General features: G+C 70.1%; 21 protein-coding genes. 12 read left to right on the top strand and 9 right to left on the bottom strand.

Annotated features, from left to right (window positions below; translation table 11 throughout):
- Positions 1 to 103: 103 nt before the first annotated feature.
- From uvrA to H4N58_RS10970, 11 genes are all read left to right on the top strand, one after another.
- Entirely contained in the window at positions 104 to 3,202 is a 3,099-nt protein-coding gene (gene uvrA / locus H4N58_RS11020; protein ID WP_167250837.1) for an excinuclease ABC subunit UvrA, read from the top strand.
- A gap of 123 nt (positions 3,203 to 3,325) precedes the next feature.
- Positions 3,326 to 3,832 (top strand): Rieske (2Fe-2S) protein, encoded by a 507-nt coding sequence (locus tag H4N58_RS11015; RefSeq protein ID WP_167250839.1) that lies wholly within the window; start codon positions 3,326 to 3,328, stop codon positions 3,830 to 3,832.
- An 88-nt stretch (positions 3,833 to 3,920) separates the two neighbouring features.
- On the top strand, positions 3,921 to 5,915 hold the full coding sequence (gene uvrC / locus H4N58_RS11010) for an excinuclease ABC subunit UvrC (protein ID WP_167003007.1): 1,995 nt from the start codon (positions 3,921 to 3,923) through the stop codon (positions 5,913 to 5,915).
- The gene (gene rapZ, locus H4N58_RS11005) at positions 5,912 to 6,781 is read left to right on the top strand and encodes an RNase adapter RapZ (protein WP_347877928.1); all 870 of its coding nucleotides are present in this window, start codon (positions 5,912 to 5,914) and stop codon (positions 6,779 to 6,781) included. Before uvrC ends, rapZ begins: the two co-directional genes overlap by 4 nt.
- 62 nt (positions 6,782 to 6,843) lie before the next feature.
- Entirely contained in the window at positions 6,844 to 7,755 is a 912-nt protein-coding gene (yvcK, locus tag H4N58_RS11000; protein ID WP_167004816.1) for a uridine diphosphate-N-acetylglucosamine-binding protein YvcK, read from the top strand.
- A 112-nt stretch (positions 7,756 to 7,867) separates the two neighbouring features.
- Positions 7,868 to 8,854 carry a DNA-binding protein WhiA gene (gene whiA, locus H4N58_RS10995; protein ID WP_167003005.1) on the top strand — a complete coding sequence of 329 codons (987 nt, stop codon included), beginning with the start codon at positions 7,868 to 7,870 and terminating at the stop codon, positions 8,852 to 8,854.
- A 96-nt stretch (positions 8,855 to 8,950) separates the two neighbouring features.
- Positions 8,951 to 9,955 carry a type I glyceraldehyde-3-phosphate dehydrogenase gene (gene gap / locus H4N58_RS10990; protein ID WP_167003003.1) on the top strand — a complete coding sequence of 335 codons (1,005 nt, stop codon included), beginning with the start codon at positions 8,951 to 8,953 and terminating at the stop codon, positions 9,953 to 9,955.
- A 46-nt stretch (positions 9,956 to 10,001) separates the two neighbouring features.
- A complete protein-coding gene (pgk, locus tag H4N58_RS10985; protein WP_167003001.1) occupies positions 10,002 to 11,192 on the top strand; it encodes a phosphoglycerate kinase in 1,191 nt (396 codons plus the stop codon).
- Between the two features lie 5 nt (positions 11,193 to 11,197).
- Entirely contained in the window at positions 11,198 to 12,004 is an 807-nt protein-coding gene (gene tpiA, locus H4N58_RS10980; protein ID WP_167002999.1) for a triose-phosphate isomerase, read from the top strand.
- A 40-nt stretch (positions 12,005 to 12,044) separates the two neighbouring features.
- Complete coding sequence (gene secG / locus H4N58_RS10975; protein ID WP_167002997.1) at positions 12,045 to 12,278, top strand: preprotein translocase subunit SecG; 234 nt, start codon at positions 12,045 to 12,047, stop codon at positions 12,276 to 12,278.
- Positions 12,279 to 12,395: 117 nt separating this feature from the next.
- Positions 12,396 to 12,749, top strand: coding sequence for an RNA polymerase-binding protein RbpA (locus H4N58_RS10970; RefSeq protein WP_167002995.1), 354 nt, complete (start codon positions 12,396 to 12,398; stop codon positions 12,747 to 12,749).
- 75 nt (positions 12,750 to 12,824) lie between these two features.
- Here the strand turns inward: H4N58_RS10970 and pgl are convergent, their stop codons facing one another.
- The 6 genes from pgl to tkt are packed head-to-tail and all read right to left on the bottom strand — an operon-like array spanning position 12,825 to position 21,248.
- On the bottom strand, positions 12,825 to 13,559 hold the full coding sequence (gene pgl / locus H4N58_RS10965) for a 6-phosphogluconolactonase (protein WP_167002993.1): 735 nt from the start codon (positions 13,557 to 13,559) through the stop codon (positions 12,825 to 12,827).
- A 1-nt stretch (position 13,560) separates the two neighbouring features.
- Positions 13,561 to 14,661 (bottom strand): glucose-6-phosphate dehydrogenase assembly protein OpcA, encoded by a 1,101-nt coding sequence (locus tag H4N58_RS10960; RefSeq protein WP_167002991.1) that lies wholly within the window; start codon positions 14,659 to 14,661, stop codon positions 13,561 to 13,563.
- A gap of 49 nt (positions 14,662 to 14,710) precedes the next feature.
- Positions 14,711 to 16,276 carry a glucose-6-phosphate dehydrogenase gene (zwf, locus tag H4N58_RS10955; RefSeq protein ID WP_167250841.1) on the bottom strand — a complete coding sequence of 522 codons (1,566 nt, stop codon included), beginning with the start codon at positions 16,274 to 16,276 and terminating at the stop codon, positions 14,711 to 14,713.
- Positions 16,273 to 17,907, bottom strand: a complete 1,635-nt coding sequence (locus H4N58_RS10950) for a glucose-6-phosphate isomerase (protein ID WP_243845115.1) — start codon at positions 17,905 to 17,907, stop codon at positions 16,273 to 16,275. The genes zwf and H4N58_RS10950 overlap by 4 nt, the downstream gene beginning before the upstream one ends.
- A 21-nt stretch (positions 17,908 to 17,928) precedes the next feature.
- Positions 17,929 to 19,053 carry a transaldolase gene (gene tal, locus H4N58_RS10945; protein ID WP_167250843.1) on the bottom strand — a complete coding sequence of 375 codons (1,125 nt, stop codon included), beginning with the start codon at positions 19,051 to 19,053 and terminating at the stop codon, positions 17,929 to 17,931.
- A gap of 44 nt (positions 19,054 to 19,097) precedes the next feature.
- Entirely contained in the window at positions 19,098 to 21,248 is a 2,151-nt protein-coding gene (tkt, locus tag H4N58_RS10940) for a transketolase (protein WP_167250845.1), read from the bottom strand.
- 225 nt (positions 21,249 to 21,473) lie between these two features.
- Here tkt and H4N58_RS10935 point away from each other — a divergent pair, with 225 nt between their 5' ends.
- Positions 21,474 to 22,427: a heme o synthase gene (locus H4N58_RS10935; protein WP_370465446.1), complete on the top strand. Its 954-nt coding sequence runs from the start codon at positions 21,474 to 21,476 to the stop codon at positions 22,425 to 22,427.
- 635 nt (positions 22,428 to 23,062) lie between these two features.
- Here H4N58_RS10935 and H4N58_RS10930 read toward each other — a convergent pair.
- Genes H4N58_RS10930 through H4N58_RS10920 form a run of 3 tightly spaced genes read right to left on the bottom strand, consistent with a single transcriptional unit; the run spans position 23,063 to position 25,700 of the window.
- The gene (locus H4N58_RS10930) at positions 23,063 to 24,001 is read right to left on the bottom strand and encodes a heme A synthase (protein ID WP_243842945.1); all 939 of its coding nucleotides are present in this window, start codon (positions 23,999 to 24,001) and stop codon (positions 23,063 to 23,065) included.
- A gap of 5 nt (positions 24,002 to 24,006) precedes the next feature.
- Positions 24,007 to 24,780, bottom strand: coding sequence for an ABC transporter permease (locus H4N58_RS10925; protein ID WP_243842944.1), 774 nt, complete (start codon positions 24,778 to 24,780; stop codon positions 24,007 to 24,009).
- A complete protein-coding gene (locus H4N58_RS10920) occupies positions 24,777 to 25,700 on the bottom strand; it encodes an ABC transporter ATP-binding protein (protein ID WP_243842943.1) in 924 nt (307 codons plus the stop codon). The genes H4N58_RS10925 and H4N58_RS10920 overlap by 4 nt, the downstream gene beginning before the upstream one ends.
- Between the last annotated feature and the right edge of the window lie 4 nt (positions 25,701 to 25,704).

The raw sequence follows: 25,704 nt of genomic DNA, 5'->3' as shown, positions 1-25,704 counted from the left end.
TCAGGACCCCTCGCTACGATGGAGAAGGTGGGTCGAGCCCTGCTCGGGCAGCGATCCGCGCCCTGATGTCCCCACCGGCGCGACCCCCAGGAAGGCTGAACACGTGGCAGATCGACTGCTCATCCGCGGCGCTCGCGAGCACAACCTGAAGGACATCTCCCTTGATCTCCCACGGGACGCGATGATCGTCTTCACGGGTCTATCGGGCTCCGGGAAGTCTTCGCTCGCGTTCGACACGATCTTCGCGGAGGGGCAGCGCCGCTACGTCGAGAGCCTGTCGGCGTACGCGCGCCAGTTCCTGGGGCAGATGGACAAGCCTGACGTCGACTTCATCGAGGGCCTGTCGCCGGCGGTCTCGATCGACCAGAAGTCGACCTCGCGCAACCCGCGCTCGACGGTCGGCACGATCACCGAGGTCTACGACTACCTCCGCCTGCTCTACGCGCGCATCGGCCATCCACACTGCCCCGTGTGCGGCGAGGCCATCACCAAGCAGACCCCGCAGCAGATCGTCGACCGCATCATGGAGCTCGGCGAGGGCACGCGCTTCCAGGTGCTCGCGCCCGTGATCCGTGGCCGCAAGGGCGAATACCTCGACCTGTTCCGCCAGCTGCAGTCCCAGGGCTACAGCCGCGTCCGCGTCGACGGCGAGACCCACAGTCTCGCCGACGAGCCCCCCACGCTCGCCAAGCAGAAGAAGCACCACATCGAGGTCGTCGTCGACCGGCTCGCGGTCAAGCCGTCGGCCCAGCAGCGCATCACCGACTCGGTCGAGACCGCGCTCAACCTCGCCGACGGGCTGGTGCTCCTCGACTTCGTCGACCTGCCAGAGGACGACCCGCACCGCATCCGCCGGTTCTCCGAGAAGCTCGCCTGCCCCAACGACCACCCGCTGGCGGTCGACGAGCTCGAGCCGCGCTCGTTCTCGTTCAACGCCCCGTTCGGCGCATGCCCCGAGTGCTCCGGTCTCGGCACCCGGATGGAGGTCGACCCCGAGCTGGTGGTCCCCGACCCGTCCCTGTCGCTCGACGACGGGGCGATCGCGCCGTGGGCGGCCGCCCACGTCGCCGACTACTTCGGTCGCCTGATTGACGCCCTGGCCGAGGAGCTCGACTTCACGACCGCGACGCCGTTCGAGGACCTGCCCTCCGAGGCGCGCAAGGCTCTGCTCGAGGGCCACCCGACGCAGGTGCATGTCCACTACCGCAACCGGTACGGACGTGAGCGCTCTTACTGGAGCTCGTTCGAGGGCGTCATCCCGTACGTCGTGCGCCGGCACGCCGAGGCAGAGTCCGACACGACACGCGAGCGCTTCGAGGACTACATGCGCGAGGTGCCGTGCCCGACCTGCGGCGGCACGCGCCTCAAGCCCGTGATCCTCGGCGTGACGGTCACCTCGGCCACCCACGGCGAGAAGAACATCGCCGAGGTGTCCGCGCTGTCCATCGAGGAGGCCGCCCGCTACCTCAGCGACCTCGAGATGTCCGAGCGCGAGAGCCAGATCGGCCAACACGTCCTCAAGGAGATCCACGAACGGCTGCGGTTCCTGCTCGACGTCGGCCTCGACTACCTCAGCCTCGACCGCGCGGCGGGGTCGCTGTCCGGCGGCGAGGCCCAGCGGATCCGGCTGGCGACGCAGATCGGCGCCGGCCTCGTCGGCGTGCTCTACGTCCTCGACGAGCCGTCGATCGGGCTCCACCAGCGCGACAACCACCGCCTCATCGAGACCCTGGTGCGGCTGCGCGACCTCGGCAACACCCTCATCGTCGTCGAGCACGACGAGGACACGATCCGGGCGTCCGACTGGGCCGTCGACATCGGTCCCGGCGCCGGCGAGCACGGCGGGCAGGTCATCGTGTCCGGCCCGGTGGAGGAGCTGTTCGCGTCGGAGGACTCAATCACCGGCGCCTACCTGTCCGGCCGCAGGGAGATCTCGGTCCCGGCGGAGCGGCGCCCACGCCGAGAGGGCCACGAGCTCGTGGTGCGCGGCGCGCGCGAGCACAACCTCAAGGGCATCGACGTGGCGTTCCCGCTCGGCCAGATGGTCGCCGTGACGGGTGTCTCCGGCTCGGGCAAGTCGACGCTGGTCAACGACATCCTCTACACGTCGCTCGCCCGGACCATCCACAACGCCCGCACCCTGCCGGGCCGCCACAAGGACATCACCGGCGTCGAGCTGGTCGACAAGATCATCCACGTCGACCAGTCGCCGATCGGCCGCACGCCGCGCTCCAACCCGGCCACCTACACGGGCGTCTGGGACCACGTCCGCAAGCTGTTCGCCGCGACGCCCGAGGCCAAGGTCCGCGGCTACCTGCAGGGCCGCTTCTCGTTCAACGTCAAGGGCGGGCGCTGCGAGGCGTGCTCGGGCGACGGCACGATCAAGATCGAGATGAACTTCCTCCCGGACGTCTACGTCCCGTGCGAGGTGTGCCACGGCGCTCGCTACAACCGCGAGACGCTCGAGGTGCACTACAAGGGCAAGACGGTCGCCGAGGTCCTCGACATGCCGATCGAGGAGGCGCTGGAGTTCTTCGAGGCGATCCCGGCGATCTCGCGCCACCTGCGCACGCTCGTCGACGTCGGGCTCGGCTACGTCCGTCTCGGCCAGCCTGCCCCGACACTGTCCGGCGGCGAGGCGCAGCGGGTCAAGCTCGCTGCCGAGCTCCAGAAGCGTCAGACCGGCCGCACGCTGTACGTCCTCGACGAGCCGACCACGGGTCTGCACTTCGAGGACATCCGCAAGCTGCTCGGCGTGCTGGGTCGTCTCGTCGACCAGGGCAACTCGGTCATCGTCATCGAGCACAACCTCGACGTCATCAAGACCGCCGACTGGCTGATCGACATGGGGCCTGAGGGCGGCAACCGCGGCGGCATGCTGGTCGCTGCCGGCACGCCCGAGGAGATCGCGGCCCATCCCGACAGCTACACCGGCCACTTCCTCAAGCCGCTCCTCGAGGGGCGCGAGGCCAAGCAGCCGACCCTGCAGCCGGCGCTCGACCTCGCACCGGTCGGCCGTACCCGCAAGGGCTCCGGTCGTACGGCCTCCGCCAAGGCGGCGCGGGCCTCCGCACGCGAGGCGGAGAAGCCCACACCGGCGAAGAAGACGCCGGCCAAGAAGGCCGCAGCGAAAAAGTCCGCTGCGAAGCAGGTGCCGGCCAAGAAGGCTGCTGCGAAGAAGGCAGCAGCCAAGAAGGCATGACGCGTCGGCGGGGGTGCGCCCGTCGGACCCGTCACGCGAAGTTGCGGGCACCTCTCGCCTGTGGGGATCGTTGAACGTTCCACCGACTGCACCACCACACTGCACGCCAACGAGAGGCCAGGCATGACCGACGCTCCGGACAGGGCCAGCACCGTGAAGCGCCGTACCGTCATCCAAGGAGTAGGACTTGTGGGCGGCACCGTCGCCGCCGGTGGGCTCCTCGCCGCATGCGGTGGCGGGGGAGACGGAGGGGGCTCCGACACAGCGACGAGCGCCCCGCCGCAGAGCGACGCGATCACTCCGAGCGCAGAAGCGACGACCGACGGCGGTGCGCCCGCGACCGGCACCGAGCTCGGCTCGACCTCCGACGTCCCCGTCGGCGGCGGACGCGTGTACGAGAGCGAGAAGGTCCTCGTCGCGCAGCCGACCGAGGGCGAGTTCAAGGCGTTCTCGTCGGTCTGCACCCACCAGGGGTGTGCCGTGAGCATGATCGAGGGCACGACGATGACCTGCCCGTGCCACGGCAGCGAGTTCTCGACCGACGGCGGCAAGGTCCTGCAGGGACCGGCGACCAAGGCGCTGCCCGGGCGCGAGGTCCGCGTCGAGGGCGACGCGATCTTCCTCGTCTGAGGCGTCAGCGGCACGCGGGCGGTCGTCACGGCAATGCCCCGCGTGCCGGTCGGCGCCGCTGTCAGCGTCCCCTCGTAGGCTGGGTCACGTGGCAGATCCAGCGACATACCGCCCGGCGCCGGGCTCCATCCCTGATGCTCCAGGCGTCTACCGGTTCCGCGACGTACAGCGTCAGGTGATCTACGTCGGCAAGGCCAAGTCACTGCGTTCGCGGCTCTCGTCCTACTTCCAGGACATCGCCGGACTCCACCCTCGCACCCAGCAGATGGTGACGACCGCTGCGAGCGTCGAGTGGACGGTCGTCTCCAACGAGGTCGAGGCGCTCCAGCTGGAGTACACCTGGATCAAGGAGTACGACCCGCGGTTCAACGTGAAGTACCGCGACGACAAGTCCTACCCGTGGCTCGCGGTGACCCTCAACGAGGAGTTCCCGCGGGTGACTGTCGGCCGTGGACCCAAGCGCAAGGGCGTCCGCTACTTCGGCCCCTACAGCCACGCCTGGGCGATCCGCGAGACCGTCGACCTCCTGCTCCGGGTGTTCCCGATGCGCTCGTGCAGCAACGGCGTCTTCAAGCGCTCGGCGCAGATCGGGCGGCCGTGCCTGCTCGGCTACATCGGCAAGTGCGCCGCCCCTTGCGTGGGTCGGGTCAGCCCCGAGGAGCACCGCGAGATCGTCGACGACTTCTGCTCGTTCCTCGCCGGCAACACCTCGACCTACATCAGGCGCCTCGAGCGCGACATGAAGGCGGCGGCCAGCGAGCAGGAGTACGAGCGCGCGGCACGCCTGCGCGACGACATCGACGCGCTGCGCAAGGCCCTCGACAAGAACGCGGTCGTTCTCGGCGACGGCACCGACGCCGATGTCATCGCGCTCGCTGACGACCCGCTCGAGGTCGGCGTCCAGATCTTCTCCGTACGAGGCGGCCGTATCCGCGGTCAGCGCGGCTGGGTCGCCGACAAGACCGACGACGCCGGGACGGGCGAGATGGTCGAGCGGGCCATGATGAAGCTGTATGACGGCGAGCCCGCCGACGCGATCCCGCGCGAGGTCCTCGTGCCGGCGCTCCCCGACGACGCCGACGCGGTTGCCGACTGGCTCACCCAGCAGCGGGGGAGCAAGGTGGCGATCCGCGTCCCGCAGCGCGGCGACAAGCGTGCCCTCATGGAGACCGTCGAGCGCAACGCCAAGCAGGCGCTCGTCCTCCACAAGACCAAGCGTGCGAGCGACCTGACGACCCGCACCCGCGCGCTCGAGGAGCTCCAGGTGGCGCTCGGGCTGCCGGAGGCGCCGCTGCGCATCGAGTGCTACGACGTCTCCAACCTCCAGGGCACCGAGGTCGTCGCGTCGATGGTCGTGTTCGAGGACGGCCTCCCGCGCAAGTCCGAGTACAGGCGCTTCGTCATCCGCGGCGTCGAGGGCCAGAACGACGTCGCGTCCATGCACGAAACGATCACGCGCCGCTTCCGCCGCTACCTCGACGAGCGGGCCGCGCTCGCCGCGCCCGAGATCGGCGTCGAGGACCCGGCCGAGGCCGAGGGCCCGCAGCTGGTCGACCCGGACACCGGCAAGCCGCGCAAGTTCGCGTACGCCCCCGGTCTGGTGGTCGTCGACGGCGGCCCGCCGCAGGTCGCGGCCGCGCACGACGCGATGCGCGCGCTCGGTGTCGACGACATCCCGCTGTGCGGCCTGGCCAAGCGCCTCGAGGAGGTCTGGATCCCTGACGAGGAGGATCCGGTGATCCTCCCGCGCACGAGCGAGGGCCTCTACCTCCTCCAGCGCGTACGAGACGAAGCCCACCGTTTCGCGATCTCCCACCACCGCGGTCGCCGATCCCGCACCATGGTCGAGAGCGCTCTGGACGACGTGCCTGGGCTGGGGGAGGTGCGCCGCAAGGCGTTGCTCCGCAGGTTCGGCTCGCTCAAGAAGCTGCGGGCCGCGACAGTGGACGAGATCGCTGCCGTGCCGGGCTTCGGACCACGTACGGCGACCGCGGTCGCTGAGGCTCTCGCGGGAGACAGGTCGACGCCGTCGGCTCCCTCGATCAACATGACGACCGGCGAGATCCTCGAGGAGGGATCGTGAGCAGCTCGGGTGTAGAAGAGCTCGTCCTCGTGACGGGCATGACTGGTGCCGGCCGCAGCACCGTCGCCAAAGTTCTGGAGGACCTCGGGTTCTTCGTCGTCGACAACCTGCCACCCCAGCTCCTGGGTGACACGGTCGAGCTCTTCGGCCAGAACCACGTCGCCACCAAGCTCGGCGTCGTGGTCGATGCGCGCTCGCGCCAGTTCTTCTCCGCACTGTCGGGTGCTCTTGAGCGCATGCGCAAGGAGGGTCTGCGCTCGACGGTGATCTTCGTGGAGGCGTCCGACGAGGTGCTCGTACGCCGTCAGGAGGCCGCCCGCAGGCCCCACCCGCTCCGTACGGAGGGCCGGCTCCTCGACGGGTTCCGGGTCGAGCGCGAGATGCTCCGCGAGCTGCGTGCGGAGGCCGACCTCGTCATCGACACGACCCGCCTCAACGTCCACCAGCTGTCGGCGCGAGTCTCTACGGCGTTCGAGAGCCCCGACGAGCACCCGCTGCGCGCGACGATCGTCTCGTTCGGGTTCAAGTACGGCATCCCCGTCGACTCCGACATGGTCGCCGACATGCGCTTCTTGCCCAACCCGTACTGGGACGAGGAGCTTCGTCTGCTGAGCGGGCTCGACACCGAGGTGAGCGAGTTCGTCCTCAGCCAGCCCGACGCACTCCCGTTCCTCGACCAGTACGAGGCGCTCCTGACGACGCTGACGGACGGGTTCGTCCGCGAGAACAAGCGCTTTCTGTCGCTCGCGATCGGGTGCACCGGTGGTCGGCACCGCAGTGTCGCGATGGCCGAGGCGCTGGGGGAGCGGCTTCGCGCCCACGACGTCCGTACCCTCGTGATCCACCGCGACCTGGGGCGCGAGTGACCGCCGCGACCCGACGCCGTGGTCCCGCGCACTCACCGGTCGCCCAGCGCAAGGTCGTCGCGATGGGTGGCGGGCACGGACTGGCGGCGAGCCTGTCGGCACTGCGCTATCTTCCGGCGGCGATCACCGCGATCGTGACGGTCGCCGACAACGGCGGGTCCTCCGGGCGCCTTCGCGAGGAGCTCGGCGTCCTGCCGCCGGGCGATCTAAGGCAGGCGCTGGCCGCCCTGTGCGGCGAGGACGAGTGGGGACGGACGTGGGCACAGGTCCTCCAGCACCGCTTCGAGTCGCCAGGGGAGCTCGACGGCCACGCACTCGGCAACCTCCTCATCGTGGGCCTGTGGGAGCTGCTCGGTGATCACGTCCACGGGCTCGACCTGATCGGGCAGCTGCTCGGTGCACGCGGACGCGTGCTCCCGATGAGCTCGTTGCCGCTCGACATCGCGGCGTCGGTCCGCCAGCCCGACGGCTCGGTCGGGGAGGTCCGCGGGCAGGCAGCGGTCGCGACGACCGCCGGTGAGGTCCTCAGCGTCTGGCTCGACCCCTCCGACCCGCCCGCCTCGCCGCCGGCGCTGACCGCCGTACGAGAGGCCGAGTGGGTTGTCGTCGGGCCAGGGTCGTGGTTCACGAGCGTGATCCCCAACCTCCTCGTCCCCGAGCTCTCCCTCGCGCTGCATGAGACCTCGGCCCGCCGGATGGTCGTCCTCAACCTCGCGCCGCAGCCTGGCGAGACCGAGGGCTTCTCGCCCGAGCGCCACCTCGAGGTGCTGGGCGAGCACGCGCCCGACCTGACCATCGACGTGGTCCTCGCCGACCGGGCCGCGGTCACCGACGAGGACCATCTGCGTGCGGCGGCGGCCGAACTCGGTGGCGAGCTCGTGCTCGACAACCTCGCGCTTGGCGACGGCAGCCCGCGTCACGATCCGCTGCGCCTCGCAGCCGCCTACGAGCGCGTCATGCATGCGTGTCCGTGACGCGGGCGGAGGGTCCGTACGAGAGCCACGCCACGTCGGGGGCGCGCGTACAGTGGCGCAGGGGTATCTACGTAGCCGGGGGGCCGGCGAGGAAGACACGAGGAGTGGGCGCATGGCGATGACCGCGCAGGTGAAGTCGGAGCTGTCGAGCACGGCGGTCACCAAAGCGTGCTGCCGCAAGGCGGAGGTGTCGTCGCTGCTGAGGTTCGGCGGTGGTCTGCACCTCGTCGGCGGCGCGATCGTCGTCGAAGCGGAGGTCGACACCGGCGCCGCCGCGCGGAGGCTGCGCAACGACATCGCCGACGTGTACGGCCACGCGAGCGAGGTGCAGGTCCTGCAGGGCAACGGCATCCGCAAGGGAACCCGCTGGGTGGTGCGCGTCGTCCGCGAGGGTGCCGCGCTGGCACGCCAGACAGGACTCCTCGACGGCGCCAACCGACCGATCCGCGGACTGCCGCCGCAGGTTGTCTCCGGGGCGACCTGCGACGCGGTCGCGGCCTGGCGCGGGGCGTTCCTGGCGCGGGGGTCCCTGACAGAGCCGGGTCGCTCGTCCGCGCTCGAGGTGACGTGTCCCGGGCCGGAGGCGGCGCTGGCGCTGGTCGGAGCCGCGCGCCGGCTCGGCATCCAGGGCAAGGCCCGCGAGGTGCGGGGGGTCGACCGCGTGGTCATCCGCGACGGCGAGGCCATCGGCGCGCTGCTCACCCGCCTTGGCGCCCACGAGTCGCTGCTCGCGTGGGAGGAGCGGCGCATGCGTCGCGAGGTCCGGGCGACGGCCAACCGCCTCGCCAACTTCGACGACGCCAACCTCCGGCGCTCGGCGCGTGCCGCAGTGGCTGCGGGCGCACGCGTGCAGAGGGCCCTGGAGATCCTCGCCGACGAGGTCCCGGAGCACCTCCAGACGGCCGGCCGGTTGCGCGTCGAGCACAAGCAGGCGAGCCTGGAGGAGCTGGGCCAGCTCCATGACCCGGCCTTGACGAAGGACGCGATCGCGGGCCGCATCCGCCGCCTGCTGGCCATGGCCGACAAGCGCGCGAGCGACCTGGGGATCCCCGACACGGAGGCCAGCCTGACCGACGAGATGCTGGCCGACGGAGCCTGATCTCGGGCCCGGAGTCCGTGTGAGGGGACGTCGGGGCACCGCGATAGGCTCGTGGTGATCGTCAAGACCGATGAGTGATCCTCGAAGGAGAGCGTCGTGACCGTGCGCGTAGGTATCAATGGATTCGGCCGGATCGGCCGCAACTTCTACCGGGCGGCGTTGGCCTCTGGCGCTGATTTCGAGGTCGTCGCGGTGAATGACCTGACCGACAACAAGACCCTCGCGACCCTCCTCAAGTACGACTCGATCCTGGGCCGGCTGCCCGAGGACGTCTCGTACGACGAGACGTCCATCACGGTCGGTGGCCGCAGCATCAAGGCGTTCGAGGAGCGCGACCCGTCGGCGTTGCCGTGGGGCGATCTCGGCGTCGACATCGTCATCGAATCGACCGGCTTCTTCACCGACGCGACCAAGGCCAAGGCCCACCTTGACGCCGGCGCCAAGAAGGTCCTGATCTCGGCACCCGCCAAGAACGAGGACCTGACGGTCGTCATGGGTGTCAACGAGAACCTGTACGACCCGGCGAAGCACCAGATCATCTCCAACGCCTCGTGCACCACCAACTGCCTCGCGCCGATGGCGAAGGCGCTCAACGACGGGCTCGGCATCGAGCGTGGCCTGATGACGACGATCCACGCCTACACCCAGGATCAGAACCTTCAGGACGGTCCCCACAAGGACCTGCGCCGCGCGCGTGCCGCCGCCCTCAACATCGTCCCGACCTCGACGGGTGCCGCCAAGGCCGTGAGCCTCGTGCTCCCCGAGCTCAAGGGCAAGCTCGACGGCTACGCGCTGCGCGTGCCCGTGCCCACCGGCTCGGCGACCGACCTCACCTTCACCGCTGCGCGCGAGACGACGGTCGAGGAGGTCAACGAGATCGTCAAGGCGGCGGCCGAGGGCCCGCTCAAGGGCTACCTCGTCTACACCGAGGACCCGATCGTCTCCACCGACATCGTGACCGACCCGGCGTCGTGCATCTTCGACTCGGGCCTCACCAAGGTCATCGGTGACCAGGTGAAGGTCGTCGGCTGGTACGACAACGAGTGGGGCTACTCCAACCGCCTCGTCGACCTGACGTCGTTCGTCGGCGCGTCGCTCTGACGCGACCGGCCGAACCGACCCACCCCGTACGGAGTCTGGGAGCCACGTGAAGACCATCGACGACCTCGGCGACCTGCGCGGCAAGCGCGTGCTCGTCCGCAGCGACCTCAATGTGCCGCTCGACGGCACCACCATCACCGATGACGGGCGCGTCCGCGCCAGCGTGCCGACGATCCTGCGGCTTGCCGACGCCGGTGCCAAGGTCGTCGTCTTAGCTCACCTCGGCCGTCCCAAGGGCTCGCCCGATCCCGCCTACTCGCTGGGGCCGGTGGCTGCCCGGCTGGCCGAGCTCCTCGGCCAGGACGTGGCGTTCGCGACCGGCACCGTCGGCCCGTCCGCCCACGAGGTCGTCTCCGGTCTCGCTGACGGGCAGGTCGCCGTCCTCGAGAACGTCCGCTTCAACCCGGGCGAGACGAGCAAGGATGACGCCGAGCGTGGCACGTTCGCTGATCAGCTCGCCGAGCTGGGCGACGCGTTCGTCTCCGACGGCTTCGGCGTCGTCCACCGCAAGCAGGCGAGCGTGTACGACATCGCGACGCGGCTGCCCGCGGCAGCCGGCGGGCTAGTGCTGACCGAGGTCGAGGTGCTCCGTCAGCTCACCGAGGATCCCGCACGCCCGTACGCGGTCGTGCTCGGCGGGTCGAAGGTCTCCGACAAGCTCGGCGTCATCGACAACCTCCTCGAGAAGGCCGACGCGCTGCTCATCGGCGGCGGGATGGTGTTCACCTTCCTCGCCGCGAAGGGGGACGAGGTCGGCACGTCGCTGCTCGAGGCGGATCAGATCGACAGGGTCCAGGGCTACCTCGCCCGCGCCGCCGAGAAGGGTGTCGAGATCCTCCTTCCGACTGACGTGGTCGTCGCGCCGGAGTTCTCCGCCGACGCCCCGCCGACGATCGTCGCCGCGGACGGGATCCCGGCCGACCAGATGGGGCTCGACATCGGCCCCGAGTCGGCGGAGGCGTTCGCGCGGCTGATCGAGGGTTCGCGCACCGTCTTCTGGAACGGTCCGATGGGCGTGTTCGAGTTCCCCGCGTACGCGGCTGGCACCAAGGCTGTCGCGCAAGCGCTCACCGCGGTCGACGGCCTGTCGGTCGTCGGCGGCGGCGACTCGGCGGCGGCAGTGCGCCGGCTCGGTTTCGACGATTCACAGTTCGGGCACATCTCGACCGGCGGCGGCGCCTCTCTCGAGTTCCTCGAGGGCAAGACGCTCCCCGGCCTGCAGGTCCTGGAGGGCTGACAACAATGGCGCAGACGCGCACCCCGCTGATCGCGGGCAACTGGAAGATGAACCTCAACCACCAGGAGGCCGTTGTCCTGGTGCAGAAGCTTGCCTGGGTTCTCCAGGACAAGAAGCACGACTTCGACAAGGCCGAGGTGACGGTGGTTCCGCCGTTCACCGACCTGCGGAGCGTCCAGACGATCGTGGACGGCGACCGGATGAAGATCCGCTACGGCGCCCAGGACGTCTCGGTCCACGACGCCGGCGCCTACACGGGCGAGATCTCGGCGGCGATGCTGGCCAAGCTCGGCTGCTCGTACGTGGTCGTCGGCCACTCCGAGCGCCGCGAGTATCACGGTGAGACCGACACGCTGGTCGCGACGAAGGCGCTCAAGACGCTGCAGGCCGGCATGACGCCGATCGTGTGCGTCGGTGAGGGCCTGGAGGTCCGCAAGGAGGGCACGCAGGTCGACTACTGCACCCAGCAGCTCGAGGGCTCACTCGCGGGTCTGTCGCCCGACCAGGTGGCGGAGTCGGTCATCGCGTACGAGCCCGTCTGGGCCATCGGCACCGGCGAGGTGGCGACCCCCGACGACGCCCAGGAGGTGTGTCTGGCGCTGCGCGAGCAGGTTGCCAAGACGTGGTCCTCCCAGGCTGCGGACCGGGTGCGTATCCTGTACGGAGGATCGGTCAAGGCAGCGAATGCTCCCGCGATCATGGCGCAGTCCGACGTGGACGGTGCCCTGGTGGGAGGCGCGAGCCTCCAGGCGGACGAGTTTGCCGCCATCTGCCGGTTCTATGCTCTCCCCGACCTGTCGGGCGTGGCATGAGCCACGACCGATCCCGTACGACTCGTAAGGACGATCCGTCGTGATCCTCACCTTCTCGATCCTGCTCGTCTTGTCGAGCGTGCTGCTCATCGTTCTCGTGCTGATGCACAAGGGCCGTGGTGGCGGTCTCTCCGACATGTTCGGCGGCGGTGTATCGAGCAGCCTTGGTGGCTCGTCCGTCGCAGAGCGCAACCTCGATCGCATCACGGTCGGCACGGCCGTCGTGTGGGCGATCAGCGTCGTCGCGCTCGGCTTGCTCTACCGGTTCAGCTAGCCGGTTCATTTTCTTTAGCGCTGCACCTCGACCCGAGGTGCAGCGCCGTTTACACTCACTATCGACCCGGCGTCAGCCGGTGGCGATGACTTGTGACGAGGGGCGAGGAGTCCACAGGTGTCAGGTGGTGCCATTCGAGGAAGCCGGGTCGGGTCGGGCCCGATGGGCGAGGCCGAGCGGGGTGATGCTGCTCCACGGCGAGCCATCTCCTACTTCTGCTCCAACGCACACACGACCGTGCTCAGCTTCGCGCTCGAGGCCGATGTGCCCGAGTCGTGGGACTGCCCGCGCTGCGGGCTCCCAGCGAGCCAGGACCACGAGAATCCGCCGACGGCTCCCAAGATCGAGCCGTACAAGACGCACCTCGCTTATGTGAAAGAGCGTCGCAGCGACGACGAGGCCGAGCAGATCCTCTCTGAGGCGCTCGAGACCTTGCGGGCGCGACGAGCCCGCGGCGACGTCATCTACTGACACGCGCCTCCTGCACCCGCGGTCCCGAGGTGGGGCCGCGGGTCAGTGCTTTCACTCCCGCGAAGAACCGAGCGGTCAGCGCAGCGCGTCGGGAACGGCTGACGCTGCGCCTTCGTCGAGCATCCACATCGTCTGCTCGGTGCCCCGTACGCCGGCGGCGGGGGTGGTCTCGACCGGATCGCCTGCGAGGGCTCGGGCGACCGCGTCGGCCTTGCCGGCGCCCGACACCAGGAACCACACCTCGCGGCCCCGGTTGAGGGCGGCGAAGGTGAGGCTCACCCGCGCCGGCGGAGGCTTCGGTGAAGAGGGCTCGGCGATGGTGTCGCGGTCGTTGACGGTGAGTGTGGGCTTGCCCGGGAACAGCGAGGCGACGTGGCCGTCCGGGCCGACGCCGAGCATGACCACGTCGAAGACCCGACCCCGGACGACATCGGCGTAGGAGTCGGCCGCCTCGTCGAGAGTCAGAGTTCCGTCGTCGGCGGGCATCGCGTGGACGCGCGACTCGTCGACATCGAGATGGTCGAGGAGCGCGCGCCGCACCTGCCGCTCGTTGCGGTCGTCGCTGCCTGGAGCCACGAAGCGCTCGTCTCCCCAAAAGAACTCGACTCGCGACCAGTCGACTCGTCCGTCCTCGGCACGCGCCGCGACCGTACGGTGGATCTTGTCGGCGATCGTGCCACCGGTGAGCACGACGCTGGGGACGCGCCCCTGGGCCTGCAGGGCGGCAAGCGTGGAGACGAGCTGGTCGGCGACGCTGCGTGCGAGCTGGTCGGGGTCGCGATCGACTATGACCTCAGGGTCGTCGTCCACGTCAGGCCTCTGCCTTCTTGGTTGTGCGCTTCGCGGCTGGCTTCTTGGCGGCCGCGGTGCTCTTCGCCGCCGCAGCGGTCTTGGGCGCCGCCTTCTTGGCGGGGACGCGCTTCGGGGTCCTCTTCACATCCTTCGCGGGCCCGCCGTCGAGGGTCGGCTTGGTCCGTCCCGAGGTCTTGGACCGGCCGGACGAGCTGCGGTCCTCGCGGCGCAGAAGACGCTGGACCGTCTCGGCGTACACGTCGTCCTCGTCGAGCCGCCGGAGGTCCTCAGCGAGGAGCTCGGCGGTCGTACGGCGCTTGAGGGCGACCGAGCGCTCAGCCTCGCCCGGGACGAGGAACCGACCGTTGCGTCCGTCGTGGCGGATCACCGCGACATCCCCGATCGTCGAGTGCAGCCGGACCTCGGTGAGGCCGGGCCCGCGGGAGACGGCGTGGTGAACCGGCACCTTCAGGCGCGCCTCGATCCACGCGACGAGCAGGTCGGCGCTCGGGTTGCCGCGCTCGGCGACGACGGTCGCGCCGCTGACGATCAGCTCGACCTGGTCGAGCGCGGCGGCGAGAAGGGCGCGCCACGGCGTGAGACGTGTCCAGGCGAGGTCGGTGTCGCCGGGGTGGTACGAGCGCGCGACCCGGAGAAGAGCGGCGTGGCGCGTCCGCGCGGCAGCGGCATCGGTGATCCTGCGGGCGGCCAGCGAGCCGAGCGGGTCCAGCGCGGGAACCTTCGGGGCGGAGCCGGGCCACCACGCGACCACGGGGGAGTCGGGGAGCAGCAGCGGGAGGACGACGGACTCGGCGTGCTGGGTGAGCTCGCCGCTCATCCGCAAGATCACCGACTCGCCGGCGCTGTCGTTGCCGATCCGCACCTGCGCGTCGAGGCTCGACGGCCCGCGCCTGGAACGCAGGATCACGCCGAGGACTCGGGCCGGGTGCTCGCGGGAGATGACCCTGGAGGCGCGCATCGCGTCGTAGTAGCGAGCCTCGTCGGTGACCACGATCAAGGTGAGGACCATGCCCATCGCCGGGCTGCCTGCGGCGATCCGCGCACGGACGAGGGCAGCAGCGACCGCACTGGAGCTGGTGTCGTTCAGGTCGACCTTCATCGCACTCCTCGCTCGTCAGCACTCGTCTCACGTGCTCGCGGTGACCTGCTCACGGCCGCCGCCACGCCCGTCCGTCCCTCGCCAGCATCTCGTCCGCGGACTTCGGCCCCCAGCCTCCGGAGACGTACGGCTCCGGCATGCTGATGCCCCGCTTCGACTGCTCGGCCCAGTAGTCGATGATCGGATCGAGGATCTTCCACGACAGCTCGACCTCCTCCTGCTGGGGGAACAGCGGCGGGTCACCGAGCAGCACGTCGAGGATCAGGCGCTCGTACGCCTCGGGACTCGACTCGACGAACGTGCCGCCGTACGCGAAGTCCATGTTGACGTCGCGCAGCTCCATCGCGGTGCCGGGCACCTTGGAGCCGAACCGTACGGTGACGCCCTCGTCGGGCTGGATCCGCATGACGATCGCGTTCTGGGTGAGCTCGGTGGTGTCGTACTTCGCGAACGGCTGGTGCGGGGCCCGCTTGAACACGACGGCGATCTCGGTCACGCGCCGAGCGAGCCGCTTGCCGGTGCGCAGGTAGAACGGCACACCCGCCCAGCGCCGTGTCTCGATGTCGAGTCGGATCGCCGCGTACGTCTCCGTGGCTGAGGTCGGCGGGATGTCTTCCTCGTCGAGGTAGCCCTTGACCTTGATGCCTCCGGCCCAGCCGGCGGTGTACTGGCCGCGCGCGGTGTGCAGGTCCATCCGTTCCGGTGTCCGCGCCTGCGCGAGGACCTTCTGCTTCTCCAGGCGCAGGCTCCTGGCGCTGAAGGAGACCGGCGGCTCCATCGCGACCAGCGCCATGAGCTGGAGGAGGTGGTTCTGGATGACGTCCCGTGCGGCGCCGATGCCGTCGTAGTAGCCCGCACGACCGCCGATGCCGACGTCCTCGGCCATCGTGATCTGCACGTGGTCGACGTAGTGGGAGTTCCAGACCGGCTCGAAGAGCTCGTTGGCGAAGCGGAAGGCGAGGATGTTCTGGACGGTCTCCTTGCCGAGGTAGTGGTCGATCCGAAAGACCGACTCCGGCGGGAACACCTCTGACACGACGTCGTCGAGCTCAATCGCGCTCTCGAGGTCGTGGCCGAACGGCTTCTCGATGACGACCCGGCGCCACGAGTCACTACGCGGCGTGGCGAGCCCGTGCTTCTTGATCTGGCCGACCACCGTGGAGAAATAGCCGGGCGGGATCGACAGATAGAACGCGTAGTTGCCGCCCGTGCCGCGTTCGAGGTCGAGCTCGGTCACCGTCTTGGCGAGGTGCTCGAACGCCTCATCGTCGTCGAACGCACCAGGGACGAACCTGAAGCCCTCGGCGAGCTGCTTCCAGACCTCCTCGTGAAACTCCGTACGGGCGTACCTCTTGACCGACTCGTAGACGACGTGGGCGAAGTCCTGGTCCTCCCACTCGCGCCGGGCGAAGCCGACGAGCGAGAAGCCGGGCGGAAGCAGACCACGGTTCGCGAGGTCGTACACCGCAGGCATCAGCTTCTTGCGCGACAGGTCACCGGTGACGCCGAAGATCACCAGACAGCTCGGCCCGGCGATGCGGGGGAGTCGCCGGTCCTCCGGCTGACGCAGCGGGTTGACATACGGGATCGGCCCGCCCTGCGAAGCCCGGCTCACCCGAGCGCCTCCCGCAGCGTGGTGCGTGCGGCCTCGGACCCGTCGAGGTGCAGACGGAGCACCGGGCGCCCGCGCTTGCTGAGCACCGTCGCGTCTCCGACAGCCTGCGCGCGCAGGAACTCGCCGAACGTGAACGGCCGGCCGGGGACGGCCAGGTCCTGGTCAGGCTCGGTCGTGACCTGGAGGTAGACACCGGTCGCGGGGCCACCCTTGTGGTACTGGCCGGTGGAGTGGAGGAAGCGGGGCCCCCATCCGAACGTCGTCGGCCGGCCCGTACGCGTGGCGAGCACGTCGCGCACCGCGGCGAGGCCGGGGTCGCCGTACCGGTCGAGGTAGGCCTGCACGGCGAGGTAGCCGCGCTCGGGGTCCAGCTCGTCGAGCAGGGCAGCGACGGCCTCACGGACGGTCGTCACGTCCTCCGGCAGCCAGCCGCTGGTGTCGTATACCGTGACCCCGCCGTCGGTGAAGGCCGCGACCGGCGCGGACGACCCGCCGTCGAGCATCTCGCGAGCCGCCTGCTTGGCGCTCTCGACGTCGGGCTGGTCGAACGGGTCGATGCCGATCATCCGACCGACGATCGCGGTCGCGTACTCCCAGAGCAGGAACAGCGCACCGAGCGGCGCATCGACCGCGAAGCCGTAGCCGGAGGTGGCCTCGGGGTCGTCGTCGCGCATCGGACCGATCACGCCGACGACCTCGTCCGCGGTGTTCGGCGTCGCGTTCGGTGCGCCGGGGCTCGCGACGACGACGGGCAGCACGCCCTTGCCCTGCTTGCCGGTGGACTCCGCGACGAGCTGCTCGGCCCAGTCGCCGAACCCGATGTTGCGCGACCCCGCATCGGCGAGCACGAGCTTGTCGACGCCGTGCGCGTTCGCGACACCCAGCAGCGCGGCCAGGACCAGAGCCGGGTTGGTCTCGTCGTCGGCAGCGACGTCCTCGGCGATCTCGTCGGCCTGCTCCAGCAACGCACCGATGTCGGCGCCGGCGAGGCCGCTGGGGACGAGCCCGAACGCGGTCAGTGCCGAGTAGCGGCCGCCCACCTGCGGGTCGGCGTGGAAGACGCGGTAGCCCTTGTCCGTCGCCTCCTGGTCCAACGGCGAACCCGGATCGGTGACGACGACGATGCGCTCGGCGGGGTCGATGCCCGCGATCTCGAAGGCGTGCTCGTACGCGCGGCGCTGGCTGTCGGTCTCCACGGTGCCGCCGGACTTGCTCGAGACCACCACGACGGTGCGAGCGAGATCGACATCGATCGCCTCGCGGACCATGTCCGGGTCAGAGGAGTCGAGCACCGTCAGCGGGACCCCCGCTGTCGCGCAGATCACCTCCGGCGCCAGCGACGACCCGCCCATGCCGCACAGCACGATGCGGTCGAGACCGCGCCCGCGCAGGTCGTCGCGCAGCGCGGTGACCTGGCTGACGAGCGGGACCGAGGTGACGTGCAGGTCGACCCATCCGAGTCGCTTGCCCGCCTCCTCCTCGGCTTCGGGGCCCCACAGCGTCGCGTCGTGCGCAGCGATGCGGCTGGCGACCTGGTCGGCGACGAGCCGCTCGATCGCTTCTGTGAGCTCGTGCTCGTCGGGATAGGCAAGTCCCAACTCGAAACCTGCCGGCGCGCTCTCGTCCTCCACGGATCCCCCTTGTGCGTGGCCTCAGCCGCGGCGGGTGCGCGCGGCCGTGAGCTGGTCCTGCATGGTGCGGACGAGATCCGCCCACGAGGACTCGAACTTCTCGACACCCTCGGACTCGAGGGTCGCCATCACATCGTCGTAGTCGACGCCGATCTCGGCAAGTGACCTGAGCACCTCCTGCGCCTCGTCGGCGGTGCCCGTGAGGGTGTCGCCGTGGACCTCGCCGTGGTCCTTGAACGCAGCGAGAGTCGCGTTGGGCATCGTGTTGACGACGCCGGGCGCGACGAGCTCCGTCACGTACATCGTGTCGGGGTACTCCGGGTTCTTCACGCCGGTCGACGCCCACAGCGGACGCTGGCGGTTGGCGCCCTTGGCCTCGAGCGCCGCCCAGCGCTCGGAGCTGAAGAACTCCTCGTACGCGGCATAGGCGAGGCGCGAGTTGGCGATGCCGGCCTTGCCCATGAGCGCGACGGCCTCGGATGTGCCGGTCGCGTCGAGGCGCTTGTCGACCTCGCTGTCGATGCGGCTGACGAACACCGACGCGACCGACTGGATCGTCGACAGGTCGACGCCGTTGGCCGCGGCCTGCTCGAGACCGTACGCGTAGGCGTCCATCACCGCGCGGTAGCGCTCGATCGAGAACAGCAGAGTGACGTTGACGCTGATCCCCTCGGCAATGGTCGCTGCGATCGCCGGCAGACCCTCGCGGGTCGCGGGAATCTTGATGAAGACGTTCGGCTCGCCGACCTTGTCCCAGAGCTTCTTGGCGGCGGCGATCGTCTCGTCCGTGTCGTACGCGAGCGTGGGGTCGACCTCGAGGGACACCCGTCCGTCCGTGCCGAGGGTCTCGCCCCAGACACCGCGCAGGATGCGGGCCGCCTCACGGACGTCGGTGGTGGTCACCTCGAAGATCGCGTCGGCGACCGTCGTCTGGTCGGAGGACGCGAGCAGCTCGTCGAGCTGCCCCTCGTAGCGTTCGCCCTCCTTCATCGCCGAGGCGAAGATCGTCGGGTTGCTGGTGACGCCCACGACGTGGTCGTCCACTACCAGGGACGCGAGCGCGCCGGTCTCGGTGAGCTCACGCGAGAGGTCGTCGAGCCAGATGGACACACCCGCCTCGCTGAGTGCCTGCAGTCGGTCGGTCATCGCTGTCTCCTCCGTCTTGGGTGGACGCCGTCGCGCGGCGTCGCTCAGTGGTCGGTCTGCGGGAGGACGGTGTCCACCGGCTTCGCGAAGACGCCGACACCTCCAGTGTGCCCCGCAGCCGCGATGCTCTCCTTGGCCGCGCTCACGACCGCGTCGGCGGTGATGCCGAACTGGTCGTACAACGTCTGGTACGCCGCCGAGGCGCCGTAGTGCTCGAGGCTGACGGTGCGGCCGGCATCGCCGACCACGTCGCGCCAGCCCTGGGCGATGCCGGCCTCGACGCTGACACGTGCCCGCACGTGCGGCGGGACCACCGAGTCACGGTAGGCCTCGGTCTGGCCGTCGAACCACTCGCGGCACGGCATCGAGACGACACGCGCCTGGATGCCCTCGGCGGCGAGCTGCTCGCGGGCGGCGACCGCCAGCTGGACCTCGGAGCCGGTGCCGATCAGCACGACGTCGGGATCGCCGTCGGTGTCGAGGAGGACGTAGCCGCCCTTGGCGGCGTCCTCAGCCGGGGCGTAGCCGTCGGTGCCACGCGGGAAGACCGGCAGGTTCTGGCGGCTCAGGGCGAGCGCCGCCGGGTGGGTCGCAGACTCGAGGACCTTCTTCCAGACGGCGATCGTCTCGTTCGCGTCGGCCGGGCGGATCACGTCGAGGCCCGGGATCGCGCGCAGCGCGGCGAGGTGCTCGACCGGCTGGTGGGTCGGGCCGTCCTCGCCGAGCCCGATGGAGTCGTGCGTCCAGACGTAGGTGACCGGGATCTGCATGAGCGCCGCCAGGCGGACCGACGGGCGCATGTAGTCGGAGAAAACGAGGAAGGTGCCGCCGTACGGGCGCGTGGGGGAGTGCAGCGCGATGCCGTTGAGGATCGCGCCCATGCCGTGCTCGCGGATGCCGAAGTGGAGCACCCGGCCGTACCAGTCGCCGGAGAACATCTTCGACGCGTGCTCGGGCGGCAGGAACGATGGCTCGCCCTTGGGCGTGGTGTTGTTGGAGCCGGCGAGGTCGGCCGAGCCGCCCCACAGCTCGGGGAGCTTCGGTGCGGCGGCGGTGAGGAACGCGCCCGAGGCGACACGGGTCGCGACGCCCTTCTCGTCGGGCTCGTACGTCGGGAGCCCGTCGTCCCAACCGTCGGGCAGGCCACGGGCCTGGAGGCGATCGATCAGGGCGGCGCCTTCGGCGTGCGTGGCGCGCCAGGCGTCGTACCGCTCGTCCCACTCGGCCTGCAGCTTCTCGCCGCGCGTGCGGGTCTCGCGGGTGTGCGCGATGACCTCCGGCGCGACGTCGAAGGTCTTGTCAGGGTCGAAGCCGAGGACCTTCTTTGTCGCTGCGACCTCGTCGACGCCGAGAGCGGAACCGTGGGAGGCGCCGGTGTTCTGCTTGTCGGGCGCAGGCCAGGCGATGATCGTCCGCAGCGCGATGAGGCTCGGCTTGTCCTGGGCCTGCTTCGCGGCCTCGAGCGCGTCGTACAGGCCCTGGACGTCCTCCTCGTAGTTCTCGCCGCCGTGGGTCCAGTCGACGAGCTGGACGTGCCAGCCGTAGCCCTCGTAGCGGCGCAGCACGTCCTCGTTGAACGCGACGGATGTGTTGTCCTCGATGGAGATGTGGTTGTCGTCCCAGATCACCGTGAGATTGCCGAGCTGCTGGGTGCCGGCGATCGAGCTGGCCTCGGACGTCACGCCCTCCTGCATGTCGCCGTCGGAGGCGATCGCATACACGTGGTGGTCGAACAGCCCCTCGCCGATCGGCACGTCGGGCTCGAGGAGGCCGTGGCGTCGGCGTGCGGCCATCGCCATGCCGACGGCGTTGCCGACGCCCTGGCCGAGCGGGCCGGTGGTCACCTCGACGCCGGCGGTGTGGCGGAACTCGGGGTGCCCGGGGGTCTTGCTGCCCCAGGTGCGCAGGGCCTCGATATCGGCGAGCTCCAGGCCGAAGCCGGTGAGGTAGAGCTGGATGTACTGGGTGAGGCTCGAGTGGCCGCACGACAGGACGAAGCGGTCGCGCGCGATCCAGTGCGGGTCGGCGGGGTTGTGCTTCATCACCTTGTTGTAGAGGAGGTACGCCGCAGGGGCGAGGCTCATGGCGGTGCCGGGGTGGCCGTTACCGACCTTCTGGACGGCGTCCATCGCCAGGACGCGGACGGTGTCGACCGCCTTGCGATCGAGGTCGGTCCACTCCAGCTGGGTGCTCACGTCGGGATGCTCCTCGTACGGTTGCGCGGGTTGCCGGCGCGGCGCATGCTCGAACGCCGGATCACGTTCAGGTCTCGTGTCGAGCCTACTCGCGCCGGTGATGGCGTGGGGATCGGCTCCCTGCCGGTGGACAGCGGGCTTGCACGGGCGTGGCGGCAGTCACGTCGGGTTGCTCCCCGATGCACCCGGGGGTGCATCGGGGAAACGGTTGACTAGACTCGCGGCGTGACCGCAATCGACCCGGAGCTGAGTGCTGGGCACCAGCTCCCCTCGGACCCGTCGAGCGGTCGTCCCCGTGTCTCCGACGTCGTCAGCGCCTACGTGGGCCTGACGAAGCCGCGGATCATCGAGCTGCTGCTCCTGACGACCGTGCCGATGATGTTCCTCGCCGCCGAAGGCGTCCCCGGCCTCTGGATCGTGGTCGCCACCTTCGTCGGCGGGGCGCTCTCCGCCGGATCGGCGAACGTCCTCAACTGCGTCTTCGACGCCGACATCGACCAGCAGATGCGCCGTACGCGCCGCCGTCCGCTCCCGCGGCACGCGGTCACGACACGCAACGCGCTCGTCTTCGGCCTCGTGCTCGCCGTCGTCTCGACGCTGTGGCTCGGGCTCCTCGTCAACTGGCTGTCGTCCGGGCTCGCGCTGGCGGCGAACGTCTTCTACGTCGTCGGCTACACGATGCTGCTCAAGCGTCGTACCGCCCAGAACGTCGTGTGGGGCGGGCTCGCCGGCTGTTTCCCGGCCCTGATCGGCTGGACGGCCATCACCAACGAGCTGGCCTGGCCGCCGTTCATCATGTACGCCGTCGTGTTCTTCTGGACGCCGCCGCACACGTGGGCGCTGGCGACCCGCTACCGCGAGGACTACGCGCAGGCCGACGTGCCGATGCTTCCGGTGATCGCCCCGGCGACGGTAGTCGGGCGCAAGATGCTCGCCTACTCGTACGCGATGGTCGCGGTGTCGCTGCTGCTGTGGCCCGTGGCCTCGACCGGCTGGTTCTACCCGGTGGTCGCGGCGGTGCTCGGTGTGGCGTTCCTCGTCGAGGCGCACCTGTTCCTGGCCCGGGCGCACCGGTCGAACGAGCTGAGCGTGCTCAAGCCGATGCGACTGTTCCACTGGTCCAACGCCTACCTCGCGCTGCTCTTCGTCGCGGCGGCGGCGGATCCCTTCCTGCGCTGACCCCCCGGGCGCCTGCTGCGGGTCCGCTGACGCCCGACGGATCTTGAGGGATTCGGCCCACGACGTGGGCGCAATTCCTCGTCTTCCGTATGGCACGCGGCGTCGTCGTGACGCACAACGGACTCGCGTGCGCTCCGGGGTCCGTTCTCGGTGGGCTCACGGCGCTCGCACGCGCGGGCCTGACGGGTTTCGTCTCGCCGACGACCTTCGTCGTGCTGCCGGAGGGCGCCGACCGACCCGCGATCGAGGGCGTGGTCCCGCACTGGAGCACCATGCTCGACGAGCGTGACGTCCCTCCCGCCGCGCGAGCCCGCACGGACGAGGCCACCGCGCAGCGTGCGCGATGCTGCCAGCAGACGCGGTCCGTGTCGCCACCGTGCGCTCATCGTGGAGTCGATCGTGGATGCCTCCGGAGGGATCCAGTCGCTTCCGGAGCGCGACATCGACCAGATCAGGTTCTGCAACGGGTCCCGAGCCCGACGCGGCAGAGCGCCACCCGACGCCCGAACGAGATCGCGGGCCCGCGGCTCCTCACGTTCAGCTCGTACGCGATCCGGCGTGAGCCCGATTTCGTCGCCAACCACTCGGCCGGCTCTTGCGAGACGCCGGTTGGCAGGCAGCCGCCTGAGCGTCCCTCAAGATGCGTCGGACGGGGTCGGGGATGGGGCCGGGTACGTGGGGGCAGGCGCGGTGGCCGGGGTGCGGGACTCGAGGGCGGCCCAGGTCGCGGCGGCGGCGAGCATCCCGGCGCCGAGCATGTGGAGGCCGACGAGGACGACGGGCAGATCCGTGAAGTACTGGAAGAACCCGATCACGCCCTGTCCGAGCTCGACGACGAGGAGCACGATCGCGGCGCGGATGGCGACCTTCGCACCGACGGCCTTGTAGGCCAGCAGGAGCCCGACCGAGAGTCCGAGGAGCAGGAACACTGCGTCCGTGTGGAGCTGGGTCACCGCTGCCGGGTCGAACCCGTTGCGTGGTGTGTCCGGGTCGCCGGCGTGCGGGCCGGCACCCGTGACGACCGTGCCGATCATCACGGTCGCCCACATCGCGCCGTACGTCACCCACCCGAGGAGCTGGAGGGGCGCAGGCACCGTCGGCGGATACCAGGCCGCCGGGTGGTACGTCTGGCGCAGGAGCACCGTGGACAGACTGACGAGGCCGATCGAGACCGCGAGATGGACTGCGACCGCCCAGGAATTGAGGTCGACGAGCACCGTGATGCCGCCGATCACAGCCTGTGCGGGAATGCCGAGAGCCATCAAGGTCGCCACGACCACCGCACGCGGCCGGCGAGGGCGCCACGCGCGCACCGCGAACCACGTCGCGACCGCGATCGCGACCAGGACGAAGGTCAGGAGCCGGTTGCCGAACTCGATCACCCCGTGCATGCCGAGCTCGCCGTGGGGGACGTACGACGCGTCGCTGCACCGTGGCCAGGTCGGACACCCCAGACCCGAGTCGGTCAGTCGCACCGCCGCTCCGGTGACGATGATCAGGATGTTGGCGACGAGCGACGCCCACGCCCATCCACGGACGAAGCCAGTCGTCGCCGTACGGAACCTGCTCAGCATGCCTACTACTCCCATTTGAACGTTCGCGCAGTCGCGATCGACGCGACGGCGGCCCACACGACAAGCACCACCACGCTCGAGGTCGGCAGTGCGCCGCCCTCGAACACGGTGCGCAGCCCCTCGGACAGCGCCCCTGACGGCAGCAGCTCCAAGAACGCCTGAGCCGCCTCAGGGTAGCGGTCGAGCGGGACGAGCACGGCCCCACCCACCAGCAGCAGCACGTACACGAGGTTTGCCACCGCCAGTGTCGCCTCCGCACGCAGGGCGCCCGCGAGCAGCAGGGCCAGCGCGGCGAAGGCTGCGGTGCCCAACAGCGACAGGACGAGCATCGACACGTACGAGACCGCGCCGCCATGAGGCTGCCAGCCGAGCCACAGCGCGACCAGGCAGAGCACGACGAGCTGCACCGCCTGGACCAGCAGGACCGATCCGATCTTGCCGACGAGCAGGCCCCACCGGGGGAGCGGCGTCGTCCCGAGCCGTTTGATCACCCCGTACCGGCGCTCGAAGCCGGTCGCGATCGCCAGCGACGTGAACGACGACGACAAGATCGCGAGGGCGAGGACGCCGGGCGTGATGATGTCGATCGGGCGACCCGGGCCGAGGTCGACGATGCGGGTGGCCTCCGTGCCGGCCACGAGCAGCAGCAGCGGGATCACCAGCGCGAGGAGGAGCTGCTCGCCGTTGCGCATCAGCAGCCGGGTCTCCATCAGCGTCTGCGCGGCCACCATGCGGCCGAGCGGCGCGGCGCCGGGCCGTGGCGCGAAGTCGAGGCTCACGAGCGCAGCTCCCGTCCGGTCAGGTCGAGGAAGACGTCCTCGAGGGTGCGGCGGCGTACGGCGATGCCGTCGAGCAGGATGCCCTGCCCGGCGCACCACGTGGTGACCGTCTGGAGCAGCTGCGGGTCGATCGTGCCGGAGACGAGGTAGGCGCCGGGGGTCTGCTCGACGACCTGCGACCCCGCCGGGAGCACCGCGAGGAGCCCGGAGACGTCGATGCCGGTCGGGCCGGACAGACGCAGGGAGTTCTCGGCGCCTTCGCTGGTGAGGCTCTTCGGGGTGCCGGAGGCGATGAGGCGGCCGTGGTCGAGCACGTGCACCCAGTCGGCCAGACGCTCCGCCTCGTCCATGAAGTGGGTGGTCAGGACGACGGTGACTCCGCTCGCGCGCAGCTCGTCCACGAGCTCCCATGTCGAACGTCGCGCCTGCGGATCGAGGCCGGCGGTCGGCTCGTCGAGGAAGACGAGCTCGGGGCGCCCGACCAGCGCGGTCGCGAGCGCGAGGCGCTGCTGCTGGCCGCCGGAGAGCCGCCGGTATGGGGTACGGCCGACGCCGCCGAGCCCCAGCCGGTCGATCAGCGCGTCGACGTCGAGCGGGTGTGCGTACAGGCGGGAGACGTAGCGGAGCATCTCGTGCGGGTACGAAGCCGACCACGAGCCGCCGCTCTGCAGCATCACCCCGACACGGGGGCGCAGACGGGCGGCATCGCGTACGGGATCGAGCCCGAGGACGCGGACCTTGCCCTCCTGCGGGCTCCGGTAGCCCTCACAGGTCTCGATCGTGGTCGTCTTGCCCGCGCCATTGGGCCCGAGGACGGCTGTCACGGTGCCCGGCTCGACGGTGAGGCTGAGGCCGTCGACCGCCGTCGCGTCGCCGTAACGCATGACGAGGCCGGCGACCTCTACGGCGAGGAAATCCACTGGA

The organism is Mumia sp. ZJ1417 (genome assembly GCF_014127285.1).
In the GTDB taxonomy this organism is placed as follows: domain Bacteria; phylum Actinomycetota; class Actinomycetes; order Propionibacteriales; family Nocardioidaceae; genus Mumia.
The sequence above is the reverse complement of the archived record's forward strand: the minus strand, read 5'-3'. Positions and strand labels throughout refer to the sequence as shown.

Coding starts and splice junctions, on each gene's coding strand:
- H4N58_RS11015 (WP_167250839.1), top strand. CDS start 3,326: ATGACCGACGCTCCGGACAGGGCCAGCACCGTGAAGCGCCGTACCGTC.
- yvcK (WP_167004816.1), top strand. CDS start 6,844: ATGGGTGGCGGGCACGGACTGGCGGCGAGCCTGTCGGCACTGCGCTAT.
- whiA (WP_167003005.1), top strand. CDS start 7,868: ATGGCGATGACCGCGCAGGTGAAGTCGGAGCTGTCGAGCACGGCGGTC.
- tpiA (WP_167002999.1), top strand. CDS start 11,198: ATGGCGCAGACGCGCACCCCGCTGATCGCGGGCAACTGGAAGATGAAC.
- H4N58_RS10960 (WP_167002991.1), bottom strand. CDS start 14,661: ATGAAGGTCGACCTGAACGACACCAGCTCCAGTGCGGTCGCTGCTGCC.
- tal (WP_167250843.1), bottom strand. CDS start 19,053: ATGACCGACCGACTGCAGGCACTCAGCGAGGCGGGTGTGTCCATCTGG.
- H4N58_RS10930 (WP_243842945.1), bottom strand. CDS start 24,001: ATGCTGAGCAGGTTCCGTACGGCGACGACTGGCTTCGTCCGTGGATGG.